Annotated in this window: 17 protein-coding genes and 2 pseudogenes; 8 read left to right on the top strand and 11 right to left on the bottom strand. The window is 72.6% G+C overall.

Annotation, left to right across the window (positions count from 1 at the left end; translation table 11 throughout):
- Positions 1-26: 26 nt before the first annotated feature.
- A complete protein-coding gene (locus tag AB0E77_RS13965; protein ID WP_361569576.1) occupies positions 27-1232 on the bottom strand; it encodes a glycerophosphodiester phosphodiesterase in 1206 nt (401 codons plus the stop codon).
- 471 nt (positions 1233-1703) lie between these two features.
- On the opposite strand from AB0E77_RS13965, the pseudogene AB0E77_RS13970 reads away from it, so the two are divergent.
- Positions 1704-2397, top strand: a pseudogene (locus AB0E77_RS13970) (lysophospholipid acyltransferase family protein); the annotation flags it as partial.
- 82 nt (positions 2398-2479) lie between these two features.
- On the opposite strand, the gene AB0E77_RS13975 reads toward AB0E77_RS13970, so the two are convergent.
- The 4 genes from AB0E77_RS13975 to argH form a co-directional block, all read right to left on the bottom strand.
- A complete protein-coding gene (locus AB0E77_RS13975; RefSeq protein ID WP_361569577.1) occupies positions 2480-4012 on the bottom strand; it encodes an MFS transporter in 1533 nt (510 codons plus the stop codon).
- Positions 4013-4015: 3 nt separating this feature from the next.
- Positions 4016-4561: a helix-turn-helix domain-containing protein gene (locus AB0E77_RS13980; RefSeq protein ID WP_361569578.1), complete on the bottom strand. Its 546-nt coding sequence runs from the start codon at positions 4559-4561 to the stop codon at positions 4016-4018.
- Between the two features lie 106 nt (positions 4562-4667).
- The gene (locus AB0E77_RS13985; protein WP_361569580.1) at positions 4668-5639 is read right to left on the bottom strand and encodes an aldo/keto reductase; all 972 of its coding nucleotides are present in this window, start codon (positions 5637-5639) and stop codon (positions 4668-4670) included.
- A gap of 73 nt (positions 5640-5712) precedes the next feature.
- Positions 5713-7140 (bottom strand): argininosuccinate lyase, encoded by a 1428-nt coding sequence (gene argH, locus AB0E77_RS13990; protein ID WP_361569582.1) that lies wholly within the window; start codon positions 7138-7140, stop codon positions 5713-5715.
- A gap of 119 nt (positions 7141-7259) precedes the next feature.
- Here argH and AB0E77_RS13995 point away from each other — a divergent pair, with 119 nt between their 5' ends.
- The 5 genes and pseudogenes from AB0E77_RS13995 to AB0E77_RS14015 all read left to right on the top strand — a co-directional run bounded on the left by AB0E77_RS13995 (position 7260) and on the right by AB0E77_RS14015 (position 11296).
- Entirely contained in the window at positions 7260-7847 is a 588-nt protein-coding gene (locus tag AB0E77_RS13995; protein WP_361569584.1) for a pyridoxamine 5'-phosphate oxidase family protein, read from the top strand.
- Between the two features lie 3 nt (positions 7848-7850).
- Entirely contained in the window at positions 7851-8558 is a 708-nt protein-coding gene (locus tag AB0E77_RS14000) for a L,D-transpeptidase family protein (RefSeq protein ID WP_361569586.1), read from the top strand.
- 76 nt (positions 8559-8634) lie between these two features.
- On the top strand, positions 8635-10017 hold the full coding sequence (locus tag AB0E77_RS14005) for a ferredoxin reductase family protein (protein ID WP_361569587.1): 1383 nt from the start codon (positions 8635-8637) through the stop codon (positions 10015-10017).
- A gap of 27 nt (positions 10018-10044) precedes the next feature.
- A pseudogene (locus AB0E77_RS14010) lies at positions 10045-10488 on the top strand (FMN-binding protein); the annotation flags it as partial.
- A gap of 64 nt (positions 10489-10552) precedes the next feature.
- A complete protein-coding gene (locus AB0E77_RS14015; RefSeq protein WP_361569649.1) occupies positions 10553-11296 on the top strand; it encodes an FAD:protein FMN transferase in 744 nt (247 codons plus the stop codon).
- 223 nt (positions 11297-11519) lie between these two features.
- Here the strand turns inward: AB0E77_RS14015 and AB0E77_RS14020 are convergent, their stop codons facing one another.
- From AB0E77_RS14020 to argC, 5 genes are read right to left on the bottom strand one after another with little or no spacing between them, the layout of a single operon-like run.
- Positions 11520-12059, bottom strand: coding sequence for an arginine repressor (locus AB0E77_RS14020; RefSeq protein WP_189230564.1), 540 nt, complete (start codon positions 12057-12059; stop codon positions 11520-11522).
- 7 nt (positions 12060-12066) lie between these two features.
- Complete coding sequence (locus AB0E77_RS14025; protein WP_361569589.1) at positions 12067-13272, bottom strand: acetylornithine transaminase; 1206 nt, start codon at positions 13270-13272, stop codon at positions 12067-12069.
- Positions 13273-13275: 3 nt separating this feature from the next.
- Positions 13276-14175, bottom strand: coding sequence for an acetylglutamate kinase (argB, locus tag AB0E77_RS14030; RefSeq protein ID WP_361569590.1), 900 nt, complete (start codon positions 14173-14175; stop codon positions 13276-13278).
- Complete coding sequence (gene argJ / locus AB0E77_RS14035; protein WP_361569592.1) at positions 14172-15323, bottom strand: bifunctional glutamate N-acetyltransferase/amino-acid acetyltransferase ArgJ; 1152 nt, start codon at positions 15321-15323, stop codon at positions 14172-14174. The genes argB and argJ overlap by 4 nt, the downstream gene beginning before the upstream one ends.
- Positions 15320-16348 (bottom strand): N-acetyl-gamma-glutamyl-phosphate reductase, encoded by a 1029-nt coding sequence (gene argC / locus AB0E77_RS14040; RefSeq protein WP_361569594.1) that lies wholly within the window; start codon positions 16346-16348, stop codon positions 15320-15322. Before argC ends, argJ begins: the two co-directional genes overlap by 4 nt.
- A gap of 185 nt (positions 16349-16533) precedes the next feature.
- On the opposite strand from argC, the gene AB0E77_RS14045 reads away from it, so the two are divergent.
- Positions 16534-17640: a DUF6183 family protein gene (locus AB0E77_RS14045; RefSeq protein ID WP_361569596.1), complete on the top strand. Its 1107-nt coding sequence runs from the start codon at positions 16534-16536 to the stop codon at positions 17638-17640.
- A 142-nt stretch (positions 17641-17782) separates the two neighbouring features.
- Entirely contained in the window at positions 17783-18439 is a 657-nt protein-coding gene (locus AB0E77_RS14050; protein WP_361569597.1) for a hypothetical protein, read from the top strand.
- A gap of 45 nt (positions 18440-18484) precedes the next feature.
- Here the strand turns inward: AB0E77_RS14050 and AB0E77_RS14055 are convergent, their stop codons facing one another.
- Positions 18485-20959, bottom strand: a complete 2475-nt coding sequence (locus AB0E77_RS14055; protein ID WP_361569599.1) for an alpha-L-arabinofuranosidase C-terminal domain-containing protein — start codon at positions 20957-20959, stop codon at positions 18485-18487.
- Between the last annotated feature and the right edge of the window lie 104 nt (positions 20960-21063).

A 21063-nucleotide genomic window follows, 5' to 3' on the forward strand; every position in this document is an offset into this window, starting at 1 on the left:
ACGTCACCCCTATCGGGGGGTGGCGCTCAGCGGTTGACGAAGTCCTCACGGGCCAGCACGCCGGTGTCCGGGTTGTCGGTGAAGACGCCGTCGATGCCGGTGGCGAAGTACGCCCGGAAGGCGCCGAAGACGTCGCCGTAGGCGTCGGGGTCCGAGCCCTTGCGGAAGTCCGCGGGCAGGAAGGGGTTCTCGTTGCGCATGGTGTACGGGTGCAGGATCAGCCCCGCCCGGTGGGCGTCGCGCACCAGTGTGGTGGGCTCGGTGAGCTTGCCGGCCGCGTCCTTCGGGATGATCAGGTCCAGGGTGGGGCCGATGCCCTCGGCGTAGGAGGCGATCTCCTCGAGGCCTGCGGGCGTGATGAGGTCGGCGGTGGTGCGCGGGTCGCCGGTCTCGACGAAGTCCCAGGGGCGGCTGTTCGCGCCGGACAGCAGGACGGCGAGGGGGTTGCCGACGAGCTTGTTCATCCGCTGGATGCTGGTGGGCTCGAAGGACTGGATGATGACGGGCGAGTTCTTCCTGTCCTTGCCGTGCCTGCGCAGCAGCCGGGCGAGGCGCTCCTCCGTGCCCAGGCCCAGCTTGCGGAAGTAGGTGGGGTGTTTGAGCTCGGGGTAGATCCAGACCTGCTTGCCGCGCCTGCGGGTCTGCTCGTCCTGCCAGCGGAGCACCTCTTCGAAGGTGGGGATCTCCCAGCGGCCGTCGTAGAGGGTGTTGTGCGGGCGGTTGGCCGGGATGCGCTCGGTGGCGCGGAGCGTCTTGAGCTCGGCGAGCGTGAAGTCCTCGGTGAACCAGCCGGTGGTGGGGACGCCGTCGAGCAGCTTGGTGCGCCTGCGGCCGGCGAACTCGGGATGGTCGGCGACGTCCGTGGTGCCGCCGATCTCCGGTTCGTGGCGGCAGACGAGGTGTCCGTCCTTGGTGGGGACCAGGTCGCCGGCCTCGACGATGTCGGCGCCGAGGTCCAGGGCGAGTTCGTAGGAGCCGAGGGTGTGCTCGGGGCGGTAGCCGCTGGCGCCGCGGTGGCCGATGACCGTCGGCACCGGCAGGTCCTTCAGCCCGCCGTGTCCGCCCCGTCCGCCGCCGTGCCGGGCGTCGGCGGCTCTCGCCGTGCCGGACAGGCCGAGGACGGCTCCGCCGCCCAGCACGGCCGCGCCGAGCAGTGCCCGCCGCCCGGTGCCGCCCGCCCGCTCGTCCGGCTCCTGCGTTCCCTGCGTTCCCTGCGTGCCCTGCGTTCCCATGGGGACCTCCCGCCGTCGACCGTCACTGCGGGGCGATCGTAGGGGCGCCTACATGACGCGCGGGAGACCGCCTGCGGAACACGCGGGTGACCCGGGATGTCGGGCGGGCGTGGAGGGGCAGGTGGGACGGGATGTCTGACGTGTCGTCGGCTTGGGGGTGCCGGCCCGGGGTACGCGGTCGGTGGCCGCGGCCGTGTGCGGCGGCGCCGGAGGTCCGGCTCCGACGGCGCGCCTCACCCGGTCCGCGCGTCGGGCGTGCTTGGATCCCGGCGGTGCGGGCACGCGAGCGCGCGGTCCGGTGCCGCTCCCCGCCGACGCGAGTTGCCTCACACCCGCCGTACGCGTCACGGCCGCGCAACACACCGGCACCGCAGGTGAACACGCGTCAACACCAGGTAAGACCTCGGTGACCCGACGTGCGCGACCCCCTGGGCCGCGAGTAATGTCCTCACCTGCACAGACTCATACCGCATCCCCGACACCGGAGGACCCGTTGTCCCGCTTCGTGTTCATCAAGGCAGTGCTCGGCCCGATCATGCGCCTGATGTTCCGCACACGGGTGGAGGGTGTGGAGAACATCCCGGGCGACGGTCCGGTGATCCTGGCCGGCAACCACCTCACCTTCATCGACTCGGTGATCATGCCCCTGGCCTGCGACCGGCAGGTCTTCTTCATCGGCAAGGACGAGTACGTCACCGGCAAGGGCCTCAAGGGCCGGCTGATGGCCTGGTTCTTCACCGGCGTCGGCATGATCCCCGTCGACCGCGACGGGGGCCGGGGCGGGGTCGCGGCGCTGATGACGGGGCGCCGGGTGCTGGAGGAGGGCAGGGTCTTCGGCATCTACCCGGAGGGCACCCGCTCCCCCGACGGCCGCCTCTACCGCGGCCGCACCGGCATCGCCCGGCTGACGCTGATGACGGGCGCCCCGGTCGTCCCGTTCGCCGTCATCGGCACCGACAAGCTCCAGCCGGGCGGCGCGGGCCTGCCGCGGCCGGGCAAGGTCACGGTCCGCTTCGGCGAGGCGATGGAGTTCTCCCGCTACGAGGGCATGGACCGCGACCGCTACGTCCTGCGGGCCGTGACCGACTCCGTGATGACCGAGGTCATGCGGCTGTCCGGTCAGGAGTACGTCGACATGTACGCCAGCAAGGCGAAGGCGGCGTAACGCCGCGCGCCACCGCACACGGCGAGGGCGGGTCACCGGTCCGGTGGCCCGCCCTTCGCGTGTCCGTACGCCTCCGGTAGGGCTACGGGTGCTCGGCCCCGTCCTCCAGGCGCTGGCCGCGCAGCAGGAACCAGGCGGCGCCCGCGGCCGCCAGCAGCACCACCGCGCCGACGCCCGAGGCGAGCGTCAGTCCGTCGACGAAGGACTGGCGGGCGGCGTCCAGCAGGGCTCCGGCCGTGTGCGCGGGCAGCTCGGAGGCGGCCTGCACGGCGCCGCCGAGCGACTCGTGGGCGGCGGCCGGGGTGCCCGCGGGGCCGGTGAAGTCCCGGTAGACGCCGGTCACGATCGAGCCGAGCAGGGCGATGCCGAGGGCGGCGCCGAGTTCGTACGCCGTCTCGGAGACCGCCGAGGCGGCGCCCGCCTGCTCCTTGGGCACGCTGGAGAGGATCACGTCGGCGGTGACGGTGAACGAGAACCCGGCGCCGGCGCCGACGACCAGCAGGGCCGCGCCGAGCAGCGGATAGCCGGTGTCCTGGCCGATGACGGTCAGCGCGGCGAGCGCGAGACCGACGGCGGCGAGCCCGCCGGAGACCACGGAGCGCACCGAGAAGCGCCGGGCCGCGCGGCCCGCGATCAGACCGGCCGCCACCGCGCCGACCGCGGCGGGCAGTTCGGCCATCCCCGCCTCGAACGGCGGCCTGCCCTGCACGAGTTGCAGATACTGCGACAGGAAGAACACCAGCCCGGACAGGCCGAGGATGGTCAGCAGGTCGGCCAGCACGGCACCGCTGAAGCCGCGGCTGCGGAACAGCCGCATGTCGAGCAGCGGGACCGGCATGGTCAGCTGGCGGCGGACGAAGCCGTACAGCGCGGCGGCGCCCAGGAGGCCCGCGGCGAGCGGGGTCCACCCGAAGCCGTGCGCGGCGGCCTCCTTGACGGCGTACACGACGCCGACCATGCCGGCCAGGGAGAGGAGGACGCTGGCCAGGTCCCACGGGCCCGGGTCCGGGTTGCGGGACTCGGGCAGCAGCTTGCTGCCGACGAGGACCAGGACGACCATCACGGGCAGGTTGATCAGGAAGACCGAGCCCCACCAGAAGTGCTCGAGCAGGAAGCCGCCGACGATCGGGCCGACCGCCGTGCCCGCGGAGGCGGTGGCGCCCCAGATGCCGACGGCGAGGCTGCGTTCGCGCGGGTCGTGGAAGAGGTTGCGGATCAGCGCGAGGGTGGCGGGCATCAGGGTGGCGCCCGCGACGCCGAGGAGGGCCCGGGCCACGATCATCAGCTCGGGCGTGGTGGCGTAGGCGTTGAGGACGGATATCAGGCCGAACGCCGTGGCGCCGGCGAGCAGGATCCGCTTGCGGCCGATGCGGTCGCCGAGGCTGCCCATGGAGACCAGCAGACCGGCGATGACGAACGAGTACACGTCGCCGATCCACAGCAGCTGGGTGCCGGAGGGTGCGAGGTCCTCGCTGATGTAGGGGGTCGCGAGACCGAGGACGGTCGCGTCGACGGCCACCAGCAGTACGGCCAGCACGAGGACGGACAGCGCGAGCCAGCGGCCGGGGCGCTTCACCGCCTCGGTGGGCTGCGCCGACTGCAGGGTGCGGGTCATGGTTCACTCTCTCCGAAGTGCGCCGCCGAGCAGCAGCTCGACGATCATGTGGGTGAAGTCGTTGCGGGCCACGCGGCCCTCGGTCACCGCCCAGGCGCCGGAGGCCAGCAGGCCGTACAGCGCCTCGGTGAGCCAGGCGGGGGTGAGGTCGATGCGGAACTCGCCGTTCTCCTGGCCCCGGCGGAACAGCTCGGTGAGCCGGGCGTCCATGCGGGCCCAGCCCTCGTTCTGCTGCTCGCCCTCGAAGAGCTGGTTCTCCGTGTAGAGGAAGGCGAGCAGGCCGGCGGCGGGTTCCATCTCCCGTACGAGCCGGCGCACCGCCTCCGCGGCGGGCCCGTCGTGCGGGCGGGCCGCGTCCAGGGCCGCCTCGCACTCGGCGATGCCGAGATCCTCCAGGGCGCGGACGAGGGCGTCGCGCCCGGCGAAGTGGCGGTGCAGGGTGGCCCGGCTGATCCCGGCGGCCCGCGCGACCTCGTCCATCGTCGCGGTGGCCCGGCGGGTCAGCAGGGCCGCGGCGCTGCGCAGTACCTGTTCTCGATCGACGGCCATGAGACAACAATAACCCATGTGAGACGTTCATGTCTCATTACGGGCAAGTGTGACTCACCACCGGTCACCCAAGGGCTCCCGGAGCGGTCACCCGGGCGGGGTCCGCTCAGTGCCAGGGCAGCCGGCCGCGCCGCTCCCAGTAGGCGCTCGGGTCCTCGGCGAGGGTGTCGAGGCGTGCCACCTGGTCGTCGTCGAGGTCGACGACGGCGGCGTGCAGATTCGAGCCGAGCTGGCCCACGGTGGCGGCGCCGGAGAGGACCACGCCCGCCCAGGGCTGCCGCAGGATCAGTGCGAGGGCGACGGCGTCGCAGCCGAGGTCCGTCTCCTCGGCCACGGTTCGCAGGGCGTCCGGCGCCTGCGGCCCGGCGAGGCGCCCGTTGGCCATGCCCTCCTTGACGATCACGGTGAGGCCCGCGTCGTGCGCCTCGGCCAGCGCGGGCCCGGCGGAGGTCTCCAGCGCGTTGTAGGTGGACTGGACGGTACGGAAGAGGGGCTCGCCGTCGACGGTCACGGCGAGCGCGGCGCGGATGGTGTCGGCCTGGGCGGGGCCGCTGGTGGAGAAGCCGACGGTGACGCCACGCGCGGCGTGCTCCGCGAGCCCGGCGTGGAGCTTCGCGTCGGTGAGGGCCGGGCTGTCGGGGGTCAGGGAGTGGATCTGGTAGAGGTCGAGCCGGTCGCCGAGGAGGGCGTCGCTCTCGGCGCGCTGGCGCTCGTAGGTGGCGAGGCCGTGGTCCTTGACCTCGTGCCGCTCGGCGTCGGTGGACCAGTCGGCCGTGTAGGTGTAGCCCCACTTGCTGCCGACCACGACGTCGTCGGCGTCGGGTCGCTCCCGCAGCCAGGAGGCGAGGAACTCCTCCGACCGGCCGTAGGAGCGGGCCGCGTCGATGTAGCGCACGCCCTGGGCGTAGGCGGCGTCGAGGAGTTCGTGGGTGCGTGCCCGCAGCGCCTCGACGCTGCGGTCCTCCCCCAGGTCCCGTTCTCTGCCGAGGTTGATGTAGCCGGGGCGGCCGACGGCGGCGAGACCCAGACCGATGTGGCAGGTGGGCGTCGTCGCGTGCGCGAGACGGGCGAAGGGCATCGCGGGCTCCGTTCGGTCGGCTCGTACTGCTGCCGACCAACGTATCCGCGATGCCCCTCGGGTACACCGGCCGTTACTTCTTGGCGTCCGCCCACGCGTGCTGGGCGGCCACGTCCGCCTTCACCTCGGCGAGCTGCACGGCGACGGCGCTGGGCGCCGTGCCGCCGCGTCCGCTGCGGGAGGCGAGGGCGCCCGGGACGTCGAGCACCGAGCGGACCTCGGGGGTCAGGTGAGCGGAGATCTTCGCGAACTGCTCGTCCGTCAGCTCGTCCAGCTCCTTGCCCTCGGCCTCGGCGGCCTTGACGCACTCGCCGGCCACCTCGTGCGCGACGCGGAACGGCACACCCTGCTTGACCAGCCACTCGGCGATGTCGGTGGCGAGCGAGAACCCGGCCGGGGCCAGCTCCTCCATGCGCTCGCGGTGCACGGTGAGGGTGGCCATCATGCCGGTGAAGGCCGGCAGCAGGACCTCGAGCTGGTCGATGGAGTCGAAGACCGGCTCCTTGTCCTCCTGGAGGTCGCGGTTGTACGCGAGCGGGAGGGCCTTGAGGGTGGCCATCAGGCCGGTCAGATTGCCGATGAGGCGGCCCGACTTGCCCCGGGCCAGCTCGGCGATGTCCGGGTTCTTCTTCTGCGGCATGATCGACGAGCCGGTGGAGAAGGCGTCGTGCAGGGTCACGAAGGAGAACTCCTTCGTGTTCCAGATGATGATCTCCTCGGCGATCCGGGAGACGTTGACGCCGATCATCGCGGTGATGAAGGCGAACTCGGCGACGAAGTCCCGGGAGGCCGTGCCGTCGATGGAGTTGCCGGCGCTGCCGTGCTCGAAGCCGAGGTCGCGGGCGACCGCCTCCGGGTCGAGGCCGAGGCTGCTGCCGGCCAGCGCGCCCGAGCCGTAGGGCGAGACGGCCGTCCGCTCGTCCCACTGGCGCAGCCGCTCCGCGTCCCGCGACAGTGCCTGGACGTGGGCGAGGACATGGTGGGCGAAGAGCACGGGCTGGGCGTGCTGGAGGTGGGTGCGGCCGGGCATCGCCACGTCCGGGTGGGCCTCGGCGAGGCCGATCAGGGCGTCCTGGAGGTCGGCGATCAGGCCGCCGACCGTGCGGGCGTGGTCGCGCAGGTACATCCGGAAGAGGGTGGCGACCTGGTCGTTGCGGGACCGGCCGGCGCGCAGCTTGCCGCCGAGGTCGGGGCCGAGGCGCTCCAGCAGACCGCGCTCCAGGGCCGTGTGGACGTCCTCGTCGGCGATGGTGCCCGTGAAGGAGCCGTCGGCGACGTCCGCCTCCAGCCGGTCGAGCCCGGCGATCATCCGGGTCAGCTCGTCCTCGGTGAGGAGGCCCGCCGCGTGCAGCACGCGCGCGTGGGCTCGCGAGCCGGCGATGTCGTAGGGGGCGAGCCGCCAGTCGAAGTGGACGGACGCGGACAGCTTCGCGAGGGCCTCGGCGGGACCGTCGGCGAAACGGCCGCCCCAGAGCCGTACGTCACCGTTGTTGCTGCTCACTCGTGTCGCTCCTCACCGTGCGATCGCTGGCATGCATGAGTATGCAGAACTCTGCATGATTCGTCAATCTCGCAGGTCCTCAGGGCGCACGGCGCCCCACGGCCCCATAATCGTTAGACATGGGAAAGACTTACGCACGCATCGACGGCCGTCTCCGCGCCTTCATCGAGGCGCAGCCCCTCTTCTTCACCGCCACCGCGCCCCTGACCGCCGACGGGACGGTCAACCTCTCCCCCAAGGGACTCACGGGCTCCTTCGCCGTGCTCGACGAACTCACCGTCGCCTACCTGGACTTCGCCGGATCCAACGCCGAGACCATCGCCCATCTGCGGGAGAACGGACGGATCACCCTCATGTGGTGCGCCTTCCAGGGGCCGCCGAACATCGTGCGGGTGCACGGGCGCGGGGAGCCGGTCTTCCGCGACGACCCGCGGTTCCCCCAGCTGCTGGCCCGTTTCCCCGACATCGACGCGAGCACGCACGGGCTGCGCGCCGTCATCGTCGTGACGGCCGAACTCGTCCGCGACACCTGCGGATTCGCCGTCCCCCTCATGGCGTACGAGAGCGACCGGGATCTGCACGCCAAGCGGTTCGCGCGGGAGGACGACGAGTCCCTCGACGCGTACTTCACCAGGAAGGAGCACATCGCGACGAGCCTGGACGGCCTTCCCGGGCTGCCGTTGCCGCTGCCCCCGTCTACGGTCTGAGCCATGCGCCACGGTGCCGTCACCGCCCTCATCGCCCTGTCCGCCCTCGTCCTGGGCGCCGCGCCCGCCTCCCGGCCCGCGCCCTCGCCGCTGCCCGCCCGGATGGCGGACACCGGTGGCGGCACCCAGCTGATCACCGCCGTCGCGCCCGGCACCGGCTCGACCACGGGCACCGTCACCTGGTGGGACCGCAGGGGCGGCCGCTGGGTGAAGGCCGGCTCGGCATCCGCCCGTTTCGGAGCGAGGGGGCTGGCGGACGGGGCGACGCGCACCCAGGGCACCAGCACCACCCCGACCGGCCTCTACGACCTGCCGTACGCCTTCGGCATCCGGGCCGCGCCGTCCGGGACGGCGTACCCCTACCGCCCGGTGCGCCAGGACTCCTGGTGGTGCCAGGACAACGCCTCCCGCGCCTACAACCGCTGGGCCGAGCCCCGCCCCGCCGACTGCCGCGCCACCGAGGCCGAGCACCTGGTCGCCTACCCGGCGCAGTACGCGTACGCGCTGGTCGTCGGCTTCAACTACCACCGTCCCGTGCGTGGGCGCGGGGCCGGCATCTTCCTGCACGTGAACGGGCGGGGGGCGACGGCCGGCTGCGTGTCGGTGCCCCAGGACGCGATGCGCCGCATCCTGCGGTGGGTGCGCCCGGGGGCCCGGCCGCACCTCGCGATCGGCACCTCGGGCGGGGCGACCGCGGTGACCCGCTACTGACAACCCGCGCGGGCTGAACATCCGGGCGCGGCGGTGCGTATCTGTGGGCCAAGGGTCAGAGCCCCACGGAGGAACCGTGACCACCACGCTCGCCGGCGGCCGTGCCGCCCGCCGCCAGACGATGCGGCGCATCCGCCCGCGCCGTTCCCCGGCCGTCCCCCTGCTGCTCGCCGTATGGGCGGGCGCGGCGGGCGTGTTGTGGCTGTGGTGGCGCAACACGCCCGCCATCTCCGACGACACCGGCAGGATCCTCAACGCGGGCCGGATCACCGGACTGCTCGCCGGGTACCTCATGGCGCTGGTGGTGCTCCAGATGGCCCGGGTGCCCGCGCTGGAGCGGCGGGTGGGCTCCGACCGGGTGGCCCGCTGGCACGCCATGACCGGCCGCTACACGCTCTGCCTGGTCCTCGCGCACATCGTCCTGATCATGTGGGGGTACGCGGAGCAGTCCGGGCGGGGCCTCGCCGGCATCGTCCGGCAGACCGTCGACTCGGTCACCGGAATGCCGGACATGGGCAAGGCGGCCGTCGGCGCCGTGCTGTTCCTGCTGATCGGGCTGCTCTCCATCGGCCCGGTGCGCCGCCGGATCCCGTACGACTTCTGGTACCACGTGCACCTGCTCACCTACGTGGCGGTGTTCCTGACCTTCTGGCACCAGCTCGCCACCGGCAACGACTTCGCCGTGGAGCCGGTCGCCGGGACCGTCTGGTACGCGCTGTACGGGACGGTGACCGCGCTCGTGCTCTGGTACCGCGTCCTGACCCCGCTGCGCCTGAACCTGCGGCACCGGCTGCGCGTCGAGGCCGTGATCGAGGAGACGCCCGGGATCGTGTCGGTGCTGATCGGCGGGCGCCGGCTGCACCGGATGGGCGCGGAGGCCGGGCAGTTCTTCCGCTGGCGGTTCCTGGCGCCGGGCATGCGGTTCAGCTCCCACCCGTACTCACTGTCGGCGGCGCCGCGTCCGGACTTGCTCCGGATCACCGTGAAGGCGATCGGCGACCACAGCGCCCGGCTGCGCGAGCTGACCCCGGGCACCCGGGTGTGGGCGGAGGGCCCGTACGGCGCCCTGACCGCCCAGCGCCGCAGCCGCGGCAAGGTGCTGCTGGTCGCCGGCGGGGTCGGGATCACACCCATGCGGGCGCTGTTCGAGACGCTGCCCGGCGCCTCCGGTGACATCACGCTGCTGTACCGGGCCAACAGCACCCAGGACCTCGCCCTGTGGGACGAGCTCTCCAGGATCGCCGAGGAGCGCGGCGCCCGGCTGATGTACGCGGTGAACAGCCCCGACGGGGAACGCCCGGACATCTCCGCGGAGACCCTGAGCCGCAAGATCCCGGACGTCGACCGCCACGACGTCTTCCTGTGCGGGCCGCCCGGCTTCGCCCAGTCCGTGTACGAGGCACTGCGCGGCGCGGGAGTCCCCGCCCGCCGTATCCACCACGAGTCGTTCGCGATGTGAGCGACGGACCTCAGGAGCTCAGCGGAGATGAGGAAGAACCACCCTGTCCGGCGCGCCGTGCTGGCCGGTGCCGCGACCGTGTCCGGGATCGTGCTGCTGCTGTCGCTGAAGCCGGCGTCCGACCCCGGTGCCGCCGCGGCGGCGGGCGGCGCCGCACCGCCCGTGGCCGCGCAGTCGCCGCAGGGCGGGCGGGGCGCGGGCACCGGCGCCGGTACGGTCACCGGCGACGTGGCCGACACCCAGTACGGCCCGGTGCAGGTCCGGGTCACCGTCAGCGGCGGCAGGATCACCGCTGCCGAGGCCGTCCGGGCGCCGGCGGGCGGGCAGAGCGACCGGGTCACCGCCGACGCCGTGCCCAAGCTCAACCAGGCGGCGATCGCGGCCGGCGACGCCGACATCGACGCGGTCTCCGGGGCGACGTACACCAGCGCCGGGTACAAGAAGTCGCTGCAGTCGGCGCTGGACCGGGCCGGTGGCTGACACCGGGGCCGGGCCCGCACAGGCTCCCGCCGCGGTGCGTCGGGTGGTGGAGACGATGGGGACCGTCTTCTCCCTCGACGTCCGCGGCGGGGATCCGTCCGTCGTGGAGACGCTGCTGGACGAGGCGGTCGCCGGGCTGCGCCGGGTGGACGAGGTGTTCAGCACCTACCGGGAGGACAGCCAGGTCTCGCGGCTGGCGCGCGGCGAGCTGTCCCTCGCACGGTGCGCGCCCGAGGTGGCCCGGGTGCTGGAGCTGGCGGCCGAGGCGGAGCGGGTGAGCGACGGCTGGTTCAGTCCGTCGTACCGGGGGCGGCTCGATCCGACCGGGATCGTCAAGGGCTGGGCGGTGGAGCGTGCCGCCCGGCTGGTCGCGGACGCCGGGGCGGGGGCGAGCGGCGTGAGCGTGAACGGGGGCGGGGACGTGCAGATGCTCGGGACGCCGGGGGCGGCGAGGCCGTGGCGGGTGGGGGTGGCGGATCCGCTGCGGCCGGGCGGGCTCGCGGCGGTCGTGTCCGCCGCCGGGGCGAGGGAGCTGGCGGTCGCGACGTCCGGTACGGCGGAGCGGGGGGCGCACATCGTCGATCCGCGCACGGGGAGGCCGGCGGTGACGGACCTGGTGGCGGTGACGGTGGTGGGGCCGCGGCTGACGTGGGCGGACTGCTGGGCGACGGCGGCGTTCGCGATGGGCTCGCGGGAGGGGCTGCGGTGGCTGGAGTCGCTGGAGGGGGTGGAGGGGCTGCTGATGACCGCGGAGGGTGAGGTGCGGTGCACCGGGGGGTTGGCGGGGTGGTTGGGGTGAGGTTCTCAGGGGCGTGAGGGCAACGCCGCCAGGGGCGCGGGGAACTGCGCGACCGGCCGCGGACGGCCCGCACCCTGCGTACAGCCGCAGCCCCCGTGGCGCTGAGATACCGGCGTGTCACTCCCCCGCGCCGGCTACGATGGCGAGCCCCGAGGGGGCGCGGGGAACTGCGCGATCAGCCCCCGCGACCCGCGGCATGCGACCGGCACAAGCCGCGCAGCGCTCAGTGGCCGTTCTGCGCCAACCTCAGCAAGTGGTCCGCCAGCGCCTGCCCGCCCGTGGGCTCGCGGCTGATCAGCAGCAGCGTGTCGTCGCCCGCGATCGTCCCCAGGATGTCGTGCAGCTCCGCCTGGTCGATCGCCGAGGCGAGGAACTGTGCCGCTCCCGGAGGGGTCCGCAGGACCACGAGGTTCGCCGACGCCTCCGCGGAGATCAGCAGCTCCGCGGAGAGCCGCCGCATCCGCTCCTCCTTCGCCGACTCACCCAGCGGCGCCCGAGGCGTCCGGAATCCGCCCTCGCTGGGCACCGCGTAGATGAGGTCGCCGTCGTTGTTGCGGATCTTCACCGCGTTCAGCTCGTCCAGGTCCCGCGAGAGTGTCGCCTGCGTGACGGTCAGCCCGTCGTCGGCGAGCAGCTTCGCCAGCTGGCTCTGCGAGCGCACCGCCTGCCGGTTGAGGATGTCCACGATCCGGCGGTGACGTGCGGTGCGGGTCTGCGGTACGGCAGGCCCGTTGGTCTGCTCGTGCTCCTGCGCCTGGCTCATCGTCGTCTCATTCTCCGGATCGTCCGTCCCCGTGGGCCTCGTGGGCCTGGTCAAGGATGCCGGGCAGCGCCCCGAGGAACGCCTCCACCACGTCGTCGCCGAGATTCAGCGCGGGCATGAGCCGTACGACATCGGGTGCCGGCGCGTTCACCAGGATCCCGGCCTCCTGAGCCGCCTGCTGCACCTGGGGTGCGAGCGGCTCGGTGAGCACGATACCCAGGAGCAGTCCGGCACCCCGGACGTGGGCGACCAGCGGATGACCCAGGCCCTCGATTCCGCCGCGCAGCGTCTCGCTCTGCCGCTTGACGTTGTCCAGCAGCCCCTCGCCCGCGATGGTGTCGAGGACGGCGAGGCCGGCGGCGCAGGCGACGGGGTTGCCGCCGAAGGTCGTGCCGTGCTGGCCGGGCTGGAGCAGGTCGGCGGCGCGTCCGAAGGCGACCGTCGCGCCCAGCGGGAGGCCGCCGCCGAGGCCCTTGGCGAGGGTGACGACGTCCGGCAGGACGCCCTCGTGGGCCTGGTACTCGAACCAGTGCCCGGTGCGGCCGATGCCGGTCTGCACCTCGTCCAGGACCAGCAGCGCGCCGGTGGCGGCGGTGATGGCGCGGGCGGCCTTCAGATAGCCCGGGGGCGGCACGACGACCCCGTTCTCGCCCTGGATCGGCTCGATGATCACCAGGGCGGTCTCCTGGGTGACCGCGGCGGCCAGCGCCTGCGCGTCGCCGTAGGGGACGTGGGTGACGTCGCCGGGCAGGGGCAGGAAGGGCTTCTGCTTGCCGGGTTGCCCGGTCAGCGCCAGGGCGCCCATGGTGCGGCCGTGGAAGCCGCCGTCGGTGGCGACCATGTGCGGCCGTCCGGTGAGCCGGCCGATCTTGAAGGCGCCCTCGTTGGCCTCGGCGCCGGAGTTGCAGAAGAACACCTTGCCGTCGCGGCCGAAGTGCTGGAGCAGCCGTTCGGCGAGGGCGACCGGCGGCTCGGCGACGAAGAGGTTGGAGACGTGGCCGAGGGAGGCGATCTGCCGGCTCACGGCGTCGACGACCGCCGGGTGGGCGTGGCCGAGCGCGTTGACGGCGATGCCGCCGACGAAGTCGAGGTACTCGGTGCCGTCGGCGTCCCAGACCCGGGCGCCCTCGCCGCGCACCAGGGGGAGGCGGGGCGTGCCGTAGTTGTTCATGAGGGCGCCCTGCCACCGCGTGGTCAGTTCCTCGTTGCTCATGACTCACTCCCCCTGTTCGTCCGGCACGACCATCGTGCCGATGCCCTCGTCGGTGAAGATCTCCAGCAGGATCGAGTGCTGGACCCGGCCGTCGATGACGCGGGCGGTGGTGACGCCGCCCCGCACGGCGTGCAGGCAGCCCTCCATCTTCGGCACCATGCCGCTGGACAGCTCGGGCAGCAGCTTCTCGAGCTGGGAGGCGGTGAGGCGGCTGATCACCTCGTCGGAGTTCGGCCAGTCCTCGTAGAGGCCCTCGACGTCGGTGAGGACCATGAGAGTCTCGGCGCCGAGCGCCGCAGCGAGTGCCGCAGCCGCCGTATCAGCATTGACGTTGTAGACATGTCCGTCGTCCTGGGAACGGGCGATCGAGGAGACGACCGGGATGCGGCCGTCGGCGAGCAGGGCCTCGATGGCGCCGGTGTCGATGCCGGTGATCTCGCCGACCCGTCCGATGTCGACGAGCTGCCCCTCGATCTCGGGCTGGTGCTTGGTGGCGGTGATGGTGTGCGCGTCCTCGCCGGTGAGGCCGACGGCGAGCGGGCCGTGCTGGTTGAGCAGTCCGACCAGCTCGCGCTGCACCTGCCCGGCCAGCACCATCCGTACGACGTCCATGGCGTCCTCGGTGGTGACGCGCAGGCCGGCCTTGAACTCGCTGACGATGCCGTGCTTGTCGAGGGCGGCGCTGATCTGGGGGCCGCCGCCGTGCACGACGACCGGCCTGAGCCCGGCGTGGTGCAGGAAGACGACGTCCTGGGCGAACGCGGCCTTCAGGTCCTCGTCGACCATGGCGTTGCCGCCGAACTTGATGACGACGGTCTTGCCGTTGTGCCGGACCAGCCACGGCAGGGCCTCGATGAGGATCTGGGCCTTCGGGAGGGCGGTGTGCTTCCGCGTGGTGCTCATGAGGAGTACGCGCTGTTCTCGTGGACGTAGTCGGCGGTGAGGTCGTTGGTCCAGATCGTCGCGGTCGCGTCGCCGGCGGCGAGGTCGGCGACGATGTGGACCTCGCGGTAGCGCATGTCGACCAGGTCGCGGTCCTCGCCCACGCCGCCGTTCTTGCAGACCCAGACGCCGTTGATGGCGACGTTCAGCCGGTCGGGCTCGAAGGCCGCGTCGGTGGTGCCGATGGCGGAGAGCACGCGGCCCCAGTTGGGGTCCTCCCCGTGGATGGCGCACTTGAGGAGGTTGTTGCGGGCGACGGTGCGGCCCACCTGGACGGCGTCCTCCTCGGTCGCGGCGTTCACGACCTCGACCTTGATGTCCTTGCTGGCGCCCTCGGCGTCCCGGATGAGCTGCTGCCCGAGGTCGTCGCAGACGGTGCGGACGGCCTCGGCGAACTCGGCGTACTCGGGGGTGACGCCGGAGGCGCCGGAGGCGAGCAGCAGCACGGTGTCGTTGGTGGACATGCACCCGTCGGAGTCGACGCGGTCGAAGGTGACGCGGGTGGCGGCGCGCAGGGCGCGGTCGAGCACCTCGGCGTCCAGGTCGGCGTCCGTGGTGAGGACGACGAGCATGGTGGCGAGGCCGGGGGCGAGCATGCCGGCGCCCTTGGCCATGCCGCCGACGGTCCAGCCGTCCTTGGTCACGACGGACGTCTTGTGGACGGTGTCGGTGGTCTTGATGGCGATGGCGGCCTTCTCGCCGCCGTGCTCGGAGAGCTGGGCGGCGGCGGTCTCGACGCCGGGGAGCAGCTTGTCCATGGGGAGCAGCACGCCGATGAGGCCCGTCGAGCAGACCGCGACCTCACCCGCACCCGTGCCGAGCACCTCGGCGGCCTTCTCGGCGGTGGCGTGGGTGTCCTGGAAGCCCTTGGGGCCGGTGCAGGCGTTGGCGCCCCCGGAGTTGAGGACGACGGCCGACACCTGACCGCTCTTGAGTACCTGCTCGGACCACAGGACAGGGGCGGCCTTGACGCGGTTGGAGGTGAAGACGCCCGCGGCGGCGCGGCGGGGGCCGGTGTTGACCACGAGGGCCAGGTCGGGGTTGCCGTTCTCCTTGATCCCGGCGGCGATGCCCGCCGCCGAGAATCCCTTTGCTGCCGTCACACTCACGGCGCAACTCCGATCGTCGTCAGTCCGGTGGTCTCGTCGAGACCCAGGGCGATGTTCATGCTCTGGACGGCACCGCCCGCGGTGCCCTTGGCCAGGTTGTCGATGGCGCTGATGGCGATGATGCGGCCCGCGGCGGCGTCGTGCGCGACCTGGATCTGAACGGCGTTGGAACCGTAGACGGACGCGGTCGCGGGCCACTGGCCCTCGGGCAACAGGTGCACGAAGGGCTCGTCGGCGAGGGCCTTCTCGTAGGCCGCGCGGACGGATTCGGCGCTCACCCCGTCCTTCGCCCTGGCGCTGCACGTGGCGAGGATGCCGCGGGGCATCGGCGCGAGGGTCGGCGTGAAGGAGACGGAGACCGGCTCGCCGGCGACCGCGCCGAGGTTCTGGATCATCTCGGGGGTGTGCCGGTGGCCGCCGCCGACGCCGTACGGCGACATGGAGCCCATGACCTCGCTGCCCAGCAGGTGGGGCTTGGCCGCCTTGCCCGCGCCGGAGGTGCCGGAGGCGGCCACGATCACGGCCTCCGGCTCGGCGAGACCGGCGGCGTAGGCCGGGAAGAGCGCCAGGGAGACGGCGGTGGGGTAGCAACCGGGCACCGCGATGCGCTTGGACCCCTCCAGCGCGGCGCGGCGGCCCGGCAGTTCGGGGAGGCCGTAGGGCCAGGTGCCGGCGTGCGGGGAGCCGTAGAACCTCTCCCAGTCGGCGGCGTCCTTCAGCCGGAAGTCGGCGCCCATGTCCACGACCAGCACGTCGTCGCCGAGCTGCTCGGCGACGGCGGCGGACTGCCCGTGCGGCAGCGCGAGGAACACGACGTCGTGCCCGGCGAGCGCCTCGGGCGTCGTCGCCTCCAGGACGCGGTCGGCCAGCGGCAGCAGGTGCGGCTGCAGCGCGCCGAGCCGCTGCCCGGCGTTGGAGTTGCCGGTCAGGGCGCCGATCTCGATCTCGGGGTGCGCGAGGAGCAGACGCAGCAGCTCTCCGCCCGCGTACCCACTCGCTCCGGCCACCGCCGCACGTACCGCCATGGAAAACCCTCCTCCTGGATGGCATGACTATACGTTTCGCTGCACGTTTATGCAACGCCGCAGGCGCTGGCTCACGCCGACCGGCCTTGTGGGGGTCCGGACAGCCGAGCGGGCCGTCCCGGCTTCTACGAGCCGGTGTACACGCGAGTTCACCGATGCTCAGCCACCCCTGGCAGGATGCCGCCATGCGAGCGGAGCCGGGCGACTCGCCCGAGGGGTTGTGGGAGACGGTCGAGCGGGACGCCGCGGAGGGGAGGGCCACCTCGGTGGGGCGGCTGGGCGGCCGGCTGGCCGAGCGGCACGCGGCCGCCGCCGAGCTGCTGCGGTCCCACGAGCGCGACCTCGCGCACGTCCTGCGGGTGCTCGCGCTGACCCCCGGCCTCGCCGGCGTCGAAGAGCTGATGCGGCTGTTCGAGGAGCATCCGGCGGCCACGGCACACGTCGGTCCGCGTCTCGCGGCGTCGCTGCTCGCCGAGGCCCAGCCGGTCGCCGACCTCGCGGACGCCGTCTTCGGCCGCGGCGGGCGCGACCGGCTGGACGAGCTGCGCGCCTGCCTGTTCCACGAGCTGGTGCTCCGGGGCGTCGACACGGCCGGCTTCCCGCCGCTCGACGCGTGGCACCGGTACCGGCCGGAGTGGCACGCGCTCACGTGGCTGCCCGCCGAGCGGCGCGAGCTGGAGGAGGACGCCGGCTTCCCGAGCCGCTCGGCACGCGGCGGCGTCCAGGGCACGGACGGCGGGCTGCCGGTGCGGGGACGGACCGACCCGCCGACACCGCACGCGGCACCACGCACCACGCCACGGGACACGGCGACGCCGGAGGATCACCGCCGGATCCTGGCGGCCGCCACCGCGGGCGGCTGGGGGGCCGACGCCTGGGTGTTCGAGTTCCCGGCGGCCCTCGGTCCGCACGACGTACCGGCGCTGCTCCCGTCGCTGCCGATGGCGTGCACGGCGGGGCTGGGGCCCCATGCCCGCTTCGAGGTCGCCGTCCGGCCGGTGCACGAGATCTGGCCGCTGCTGTTCGGGACCGCCTCGATGGGCGGCATGTACACCCCGGGTGTCCACGGCGCTTACGGCCGGCTGGCCGCGTGGCAGTCGACGGCCGGGCTGTGCGGCGCCCCGGCGGGGGCGAGCGCACGGGAGGTGGAGCGCCGTGCGCTAGGCAGCACCTGGTTCCACTTCGAGGCGGACACGGACTGGTTCCACAACGAGATCCACGACTACGGCATCGCGGCGCTCGCCCCCGGCCGGCGCCGGATCGCGGTACTGGCGGCGACCGACACCGACTGACGGAGCGGGGCCCGGCCGTCCTGCGGTCGTTCACCCCTAGGCCCTGTCGTCACATGCCCGTCGTCCGCCCGCCGGGCAGACGGGAATGTGACGACAGGGCCTGACGCCCCGGGCGCCTCGCCGGTCCGCGATGATGAGCGGCATGACTCCGATCACCGGCATGGATCTGACCGGCTTCACCGAGCGTGAGGCGGGGGTGTGGACCGACGCGCAGGGAGCTGTGCTGTCGGTGCACTTCTTTCCCCTCGTCCCCGACCTCCCCGCCCGGCTCGAGGCGTCCGGGCCCCTGCGTGCCGGGCTCGCGCACGGCGTTGCCGGGGCGGGCGGTGCGCTGATCGAGGCGCTGGACGGGACGGTGGACGGGGTGCCGGCCGTGCGGCAGCTGATCAAGGTGCCGCGGCCGAGCGGGCACGGTCAGGTGTTCCTCGGGTCGTGGACGGTGCCGAGGGCCGCGTGCAGCACCGTCCTGAAGGTGCAGGCGGCGGAAGGGGCGACGACCGGGATACGGGAGGCCACGGTGATGGCGCGGGTGGGACCGGCCGACTACTTCCGGTCCCACCCGTACGCCCCCGACGTGACCGGCGGGCTCCCGTACCACGTCGCCGACGACGCGTCCTGGGACGCGCACTTCCCCGACCACCCGCTCACCCGGGTCCGGGCCCTGCTGGACCGGATCACGCCGACCGTCACTCTGGACGAGCGGTTCAAGAGCCTGCCGCCGTTCGCCGGGCCGGCGGCAGCGGCACCTCAGCAGCGCTCCGCGGGGCGCGGGTGGTTCGGGCGGCGAAAGGAGCAGTGACCGCGCGGCCGCCCCGCCGGGGGCCGCGCGGTCCGCGGGTTCCCCTTACCTCTGCTTGATCCGCAGGAAGGTCACCGAGTTGGCCGGGAAGGTGTACGTGAACTTCCCCGCCACGCCCGGGAAGGAGGACGTCACCGGGGTCACCGGGGTGTCCGTCTCGGTGTTCACCGCGTCCTGGCCGGCCGCCAGCGTGGTGACGCGTGCCCTGGGGGCGACCTCGGCGCCGCCGAGGTCGACGGTCGTGCGGGCCTGCGTGTCCTGGGCGTTGACGACCTTGACGATCAGCTCGCCGGTCCGCGCGTCCTCCGTGACGATCTGGCGGAAGGGCTCGGCCGGCTTGTCGTCGGTGAAGCTGCCCCACTCCTCGCCGTCGAGGTAGAGGGTGACCTGGCGGCCCCGGACCTTGACGTCGACGTCGTAGGCGCGGCCCGTCTCGATCGACCCGGCCTTCGACAGGAGCGTCGACTTGCCGCCGTCGGTGGCCTGTTCGACGGCGGACTGGGTGTTGTTCCAGCCGCCCAGGTTCCACCAGTAGTAGTTGCCGGTGTCCTTCACGCCGAAGGCGACGAGGAAGCCCTCCTTGCCGGACTTCTTGGTGGCCCTCACGTGCAGGTCGTAGTTCTGCCAGGCGGGGTCGCCCGCCGTGACGAGGGTGTTCTCAGCGGTGGCGTCGGTCTGCACGTACTGGCCGTCCTGGACGGTCCAGCTTCCGGCACCGCTGTGCGTCCACTGCGAGGCGTCACCGGAGAAGTCGTCGGTCAGCAGGGTCTCGCCGTCGGCGGAGGTCACCCTCACGTCGTCGTAGGCCGCGCTCGTCGCCCACGTGGACAGGCCGACGGCGCCGGTGATGGGCCCGCTGACGGCCGGGGTGCCGGTGGCCGTGGAGGGCACGACGCGGTCGCCGGTGTTGTTCATGAACAGCTTCTGGACCTCGTAGTTGGCCGAGTTCCAGGAGGCGTGGTTGTTGAACCAGATCAGGTCCGGACGCCACTGCACATAGTCCTCGTTGGCGAGCAGCGGGGCGTAGGAGGCGAGCTTGACGACGTCGGCGTTGCGTTCCAGGCCGGTCATGAACGCGGCCTCGGCGAGGGCGTTCTTCCAGGCGTTGCCCTGGGAGGCGTACTCACCGAGGAAGACCTTGGGACCGTTCCTGTCGTAGGAGTCGTAGCGGTCGTTGTTCTGCAGGAACCACTGCGGGCTGTTGTAGTAGTGCTCGTCGACCATGTCGACGCCCGCGTCGCGGTTGAGCTGCCAGGCGGTGTCGAAGGTGGTGCCGGAGTCGTCGGGGCCGGAGTTGGAGACGACGGTGACGTCCGGGTACTTCGCCTCGACGGCCGCGCGGAACTTCTCGAAGCGGGCGAAGAACTGGACCGGGAGGTTCTCCTCGTTGCCGACCTCGAGGTGGGTGAGGTGGAAGGGCTTGGGGTGGCCCATCTCGGCGCGCTTCTTGCCCCAGGTGGAGGTCACGGGCCCGTTGGCGAACTCGATCAGGTCGAGGGTGTCCTGGATGTGCCGTTGCAGCAGCGCGTCGTCGTCGACGGCCTTGTTCTGGCCGCAGCCGGTGACCAGGGCGGGCACGACGGGCAGCGGCATGGCGCCGACGTCCTCGGCGAAGCGGAAGTACTCGTAGTAGCCGAGGCCGTAACTCTGGTTGTAGCCCCAGAAGTTGGCGTTGGTGGCGCGTTCCTCGACCGGGCCGATGGTGTCCTTCCACTGGTAGGAGCGCTTGCGCTGCCAGCCGGAGGCGGCGCTGTAGTCCTCCATGGAGCCGGTGTTGACCAGGCAGCCGCCGGGGAAGCGCAGGAAGCCGGGGTGCAGGGCCTCGATCTTCTCGGCGAGATCCTTGCGCAGGCCGTTGGGCTGCCCCTTGTAGGTGTCGCGGGGGAAGAGGGAGACCATGTCGAGGGCGGCGGGCGCGGTGGTGGCGACGGCGAGCCTGCCCCGGCTGCTGGTGCGGGTCGCGGTGAAGGTGGCGGTGTACTTGCGCCACGCGCCGCGGGCGGCCACCTGCCGCACCTGCGCGAGCGAGCCCGCGCTGTCCCGGAGGGAGACGGTGAGGGTGGTGCCGCTCTCGGCGCGGGCCCACACCGAGAAGTCGTACTTCTTTCCCTTCTCGACGCGGATGCCCGTGTTGTAGCCGGCGTTGGCGACCGAGGAACCGGCGGCCAGGGAGAGGTAGTTGCGGTTGCGTTCGTTCAGTCTGCCGTCGTCGTTCACCACCTCGGCCGTGCCGTCGGGCGTCCAGGCGGTGAGCGGCGTGTACGAGCCGTTGTCGGCGGTGGAGTACTCGAAGGAGCGGTTCTGGACCAGCTCGGCGTACAGGCCGCCGTCCGCGGCGCGGTTGATGTCCTCGTAGAAGACGCCGTACATCGTGTCGTCGATCGCGGGGCCGGTGGCGGCCGGGTCGACGGTGATCGTGTAGTCGGCGACGGCTTCGGCGTGGGCGGGGGACGGCAGCAGGGCCGTGGCGGTCAGCAGGGCGGTGGCGCCGAGACCGAGTCTCAGGCGGGTGCGTGACATGGATACTCCGCGGCTCTCGTGAGGGGTCGTTCGAAATATCGGACGGTGGTCAGCACTTCGAACGGCAACATAGGGAGGGGGCGGATGCGCGTCAATGGGTCGCG

Source organism: Streptomyces sp. NPDC032940 (genome assembly GCF_040636935.1).
Taxonomy (GTDB): Bacteria; Actinomycetota; Actinomycetes; order Streptomycetales; family Streptomycetaceae; genus Streptomyces.

Bases quoted from the DNA above. Each gene is read 5' to 3' on its own strand.
- AB0E77_RS13965 (WP_361569576.1), bottom strand. From the start codon at position 1,232: ATGGGAACGCAGGGCACGCAGGGAACGCAGGGAACGCAGGAGCCGGAC.
- AB0E77_RS13975 (WP_361569577.1), bottom strand. From the start codon at position 4,012: ATGACCCGCACCCTGCAGTCGGCGCAGCCCACCGAGGCGGTGAAGCGC.
- AB0E77_RS13980 (WP_361569578.1), bottom strand. From the start codon at position 4,561: ATGGCCGTCGATCGAGAACAGGTACTGCGCAGCGCCGCGGCCCTGCTG.
- AB0E77_RS13985 (WP_361569580.1), bottom strand. From the start codon at position 5,639: ATGCCCTTCGCCCGTCTCGCGCACGCGACGACGCCCACCTGCCACATC.
- AB0E77_RS13995 (WP_361569584.1), top strand. From the start codon at position 7,260: ATGGGAAAGACTTACGCACGCATCGACGGCCGTCTCCGCGCCTTCATC.
- AB0E77_RS14000 (WP_361569586.1), top strand. From the start codon at position 7,851: ATGCGCCACGGTGCCGTCACCGCCCTCATCGCCCTGTCCGCCCTCGTC.
- AB0E77_RS14015 (WP_361569649.1), top strand. From the start codon at position 10,553: ATGGGGACCGTCTTCTCCCTCGACGTCCGCGGCGGGGATCCGTCCGTC.
- AB0E77_RS14020 (WP_189230564.1), bottom strand. From the start codon at position 12,059: ATGAGCCAGGCGCAGGAGCACGAGCAGACCAACGGGCCTGCCGTACCG.
- AB0E77_RS14025 (WP_361569589.1), bottom strand. From the start codon at position 13,272: ATGAGCAACGAGGAACTGACCACGCGGTGGCAGGGCGCCCTCATGAAC.
- argB (WP_361569590.1), bottom strand. From the start codon at position 14,175: ATGAGCACCACGCGGAAGCACACCGCCCTCCCGAAGGCCCAGATCCTC.
- argC (WP_361569594.1), bottom strand. From the start codon at position 16,348: ATGGCGGTACGTGCGGCGGTGGCCGGAGCGAGTGGGTACGCGGGCGGA.
- AB0E77_RS14045 (WP_361569596.1), top strand. From the start codon at position 16,534: ATGCGAGCGGAGCCGGGCGACTCGCCCGAGGGGTTGTGGGAGACGGTC.
- AB0E77_RS14050 (WP_361569597.1), top strand. From the start codon at position 17,783: ATGACTCCGATCACCGGCATGGATCTGACCGGCTTCACCGAGCGTGAG.
- AB0E77_RS14055 (WP_361569599.1), bottom strand. From the start codon at position 20,959: ATGTCACGCACCCGCCTGAGACTCGGTCTCGGCGCCACCGCCCTGCTG.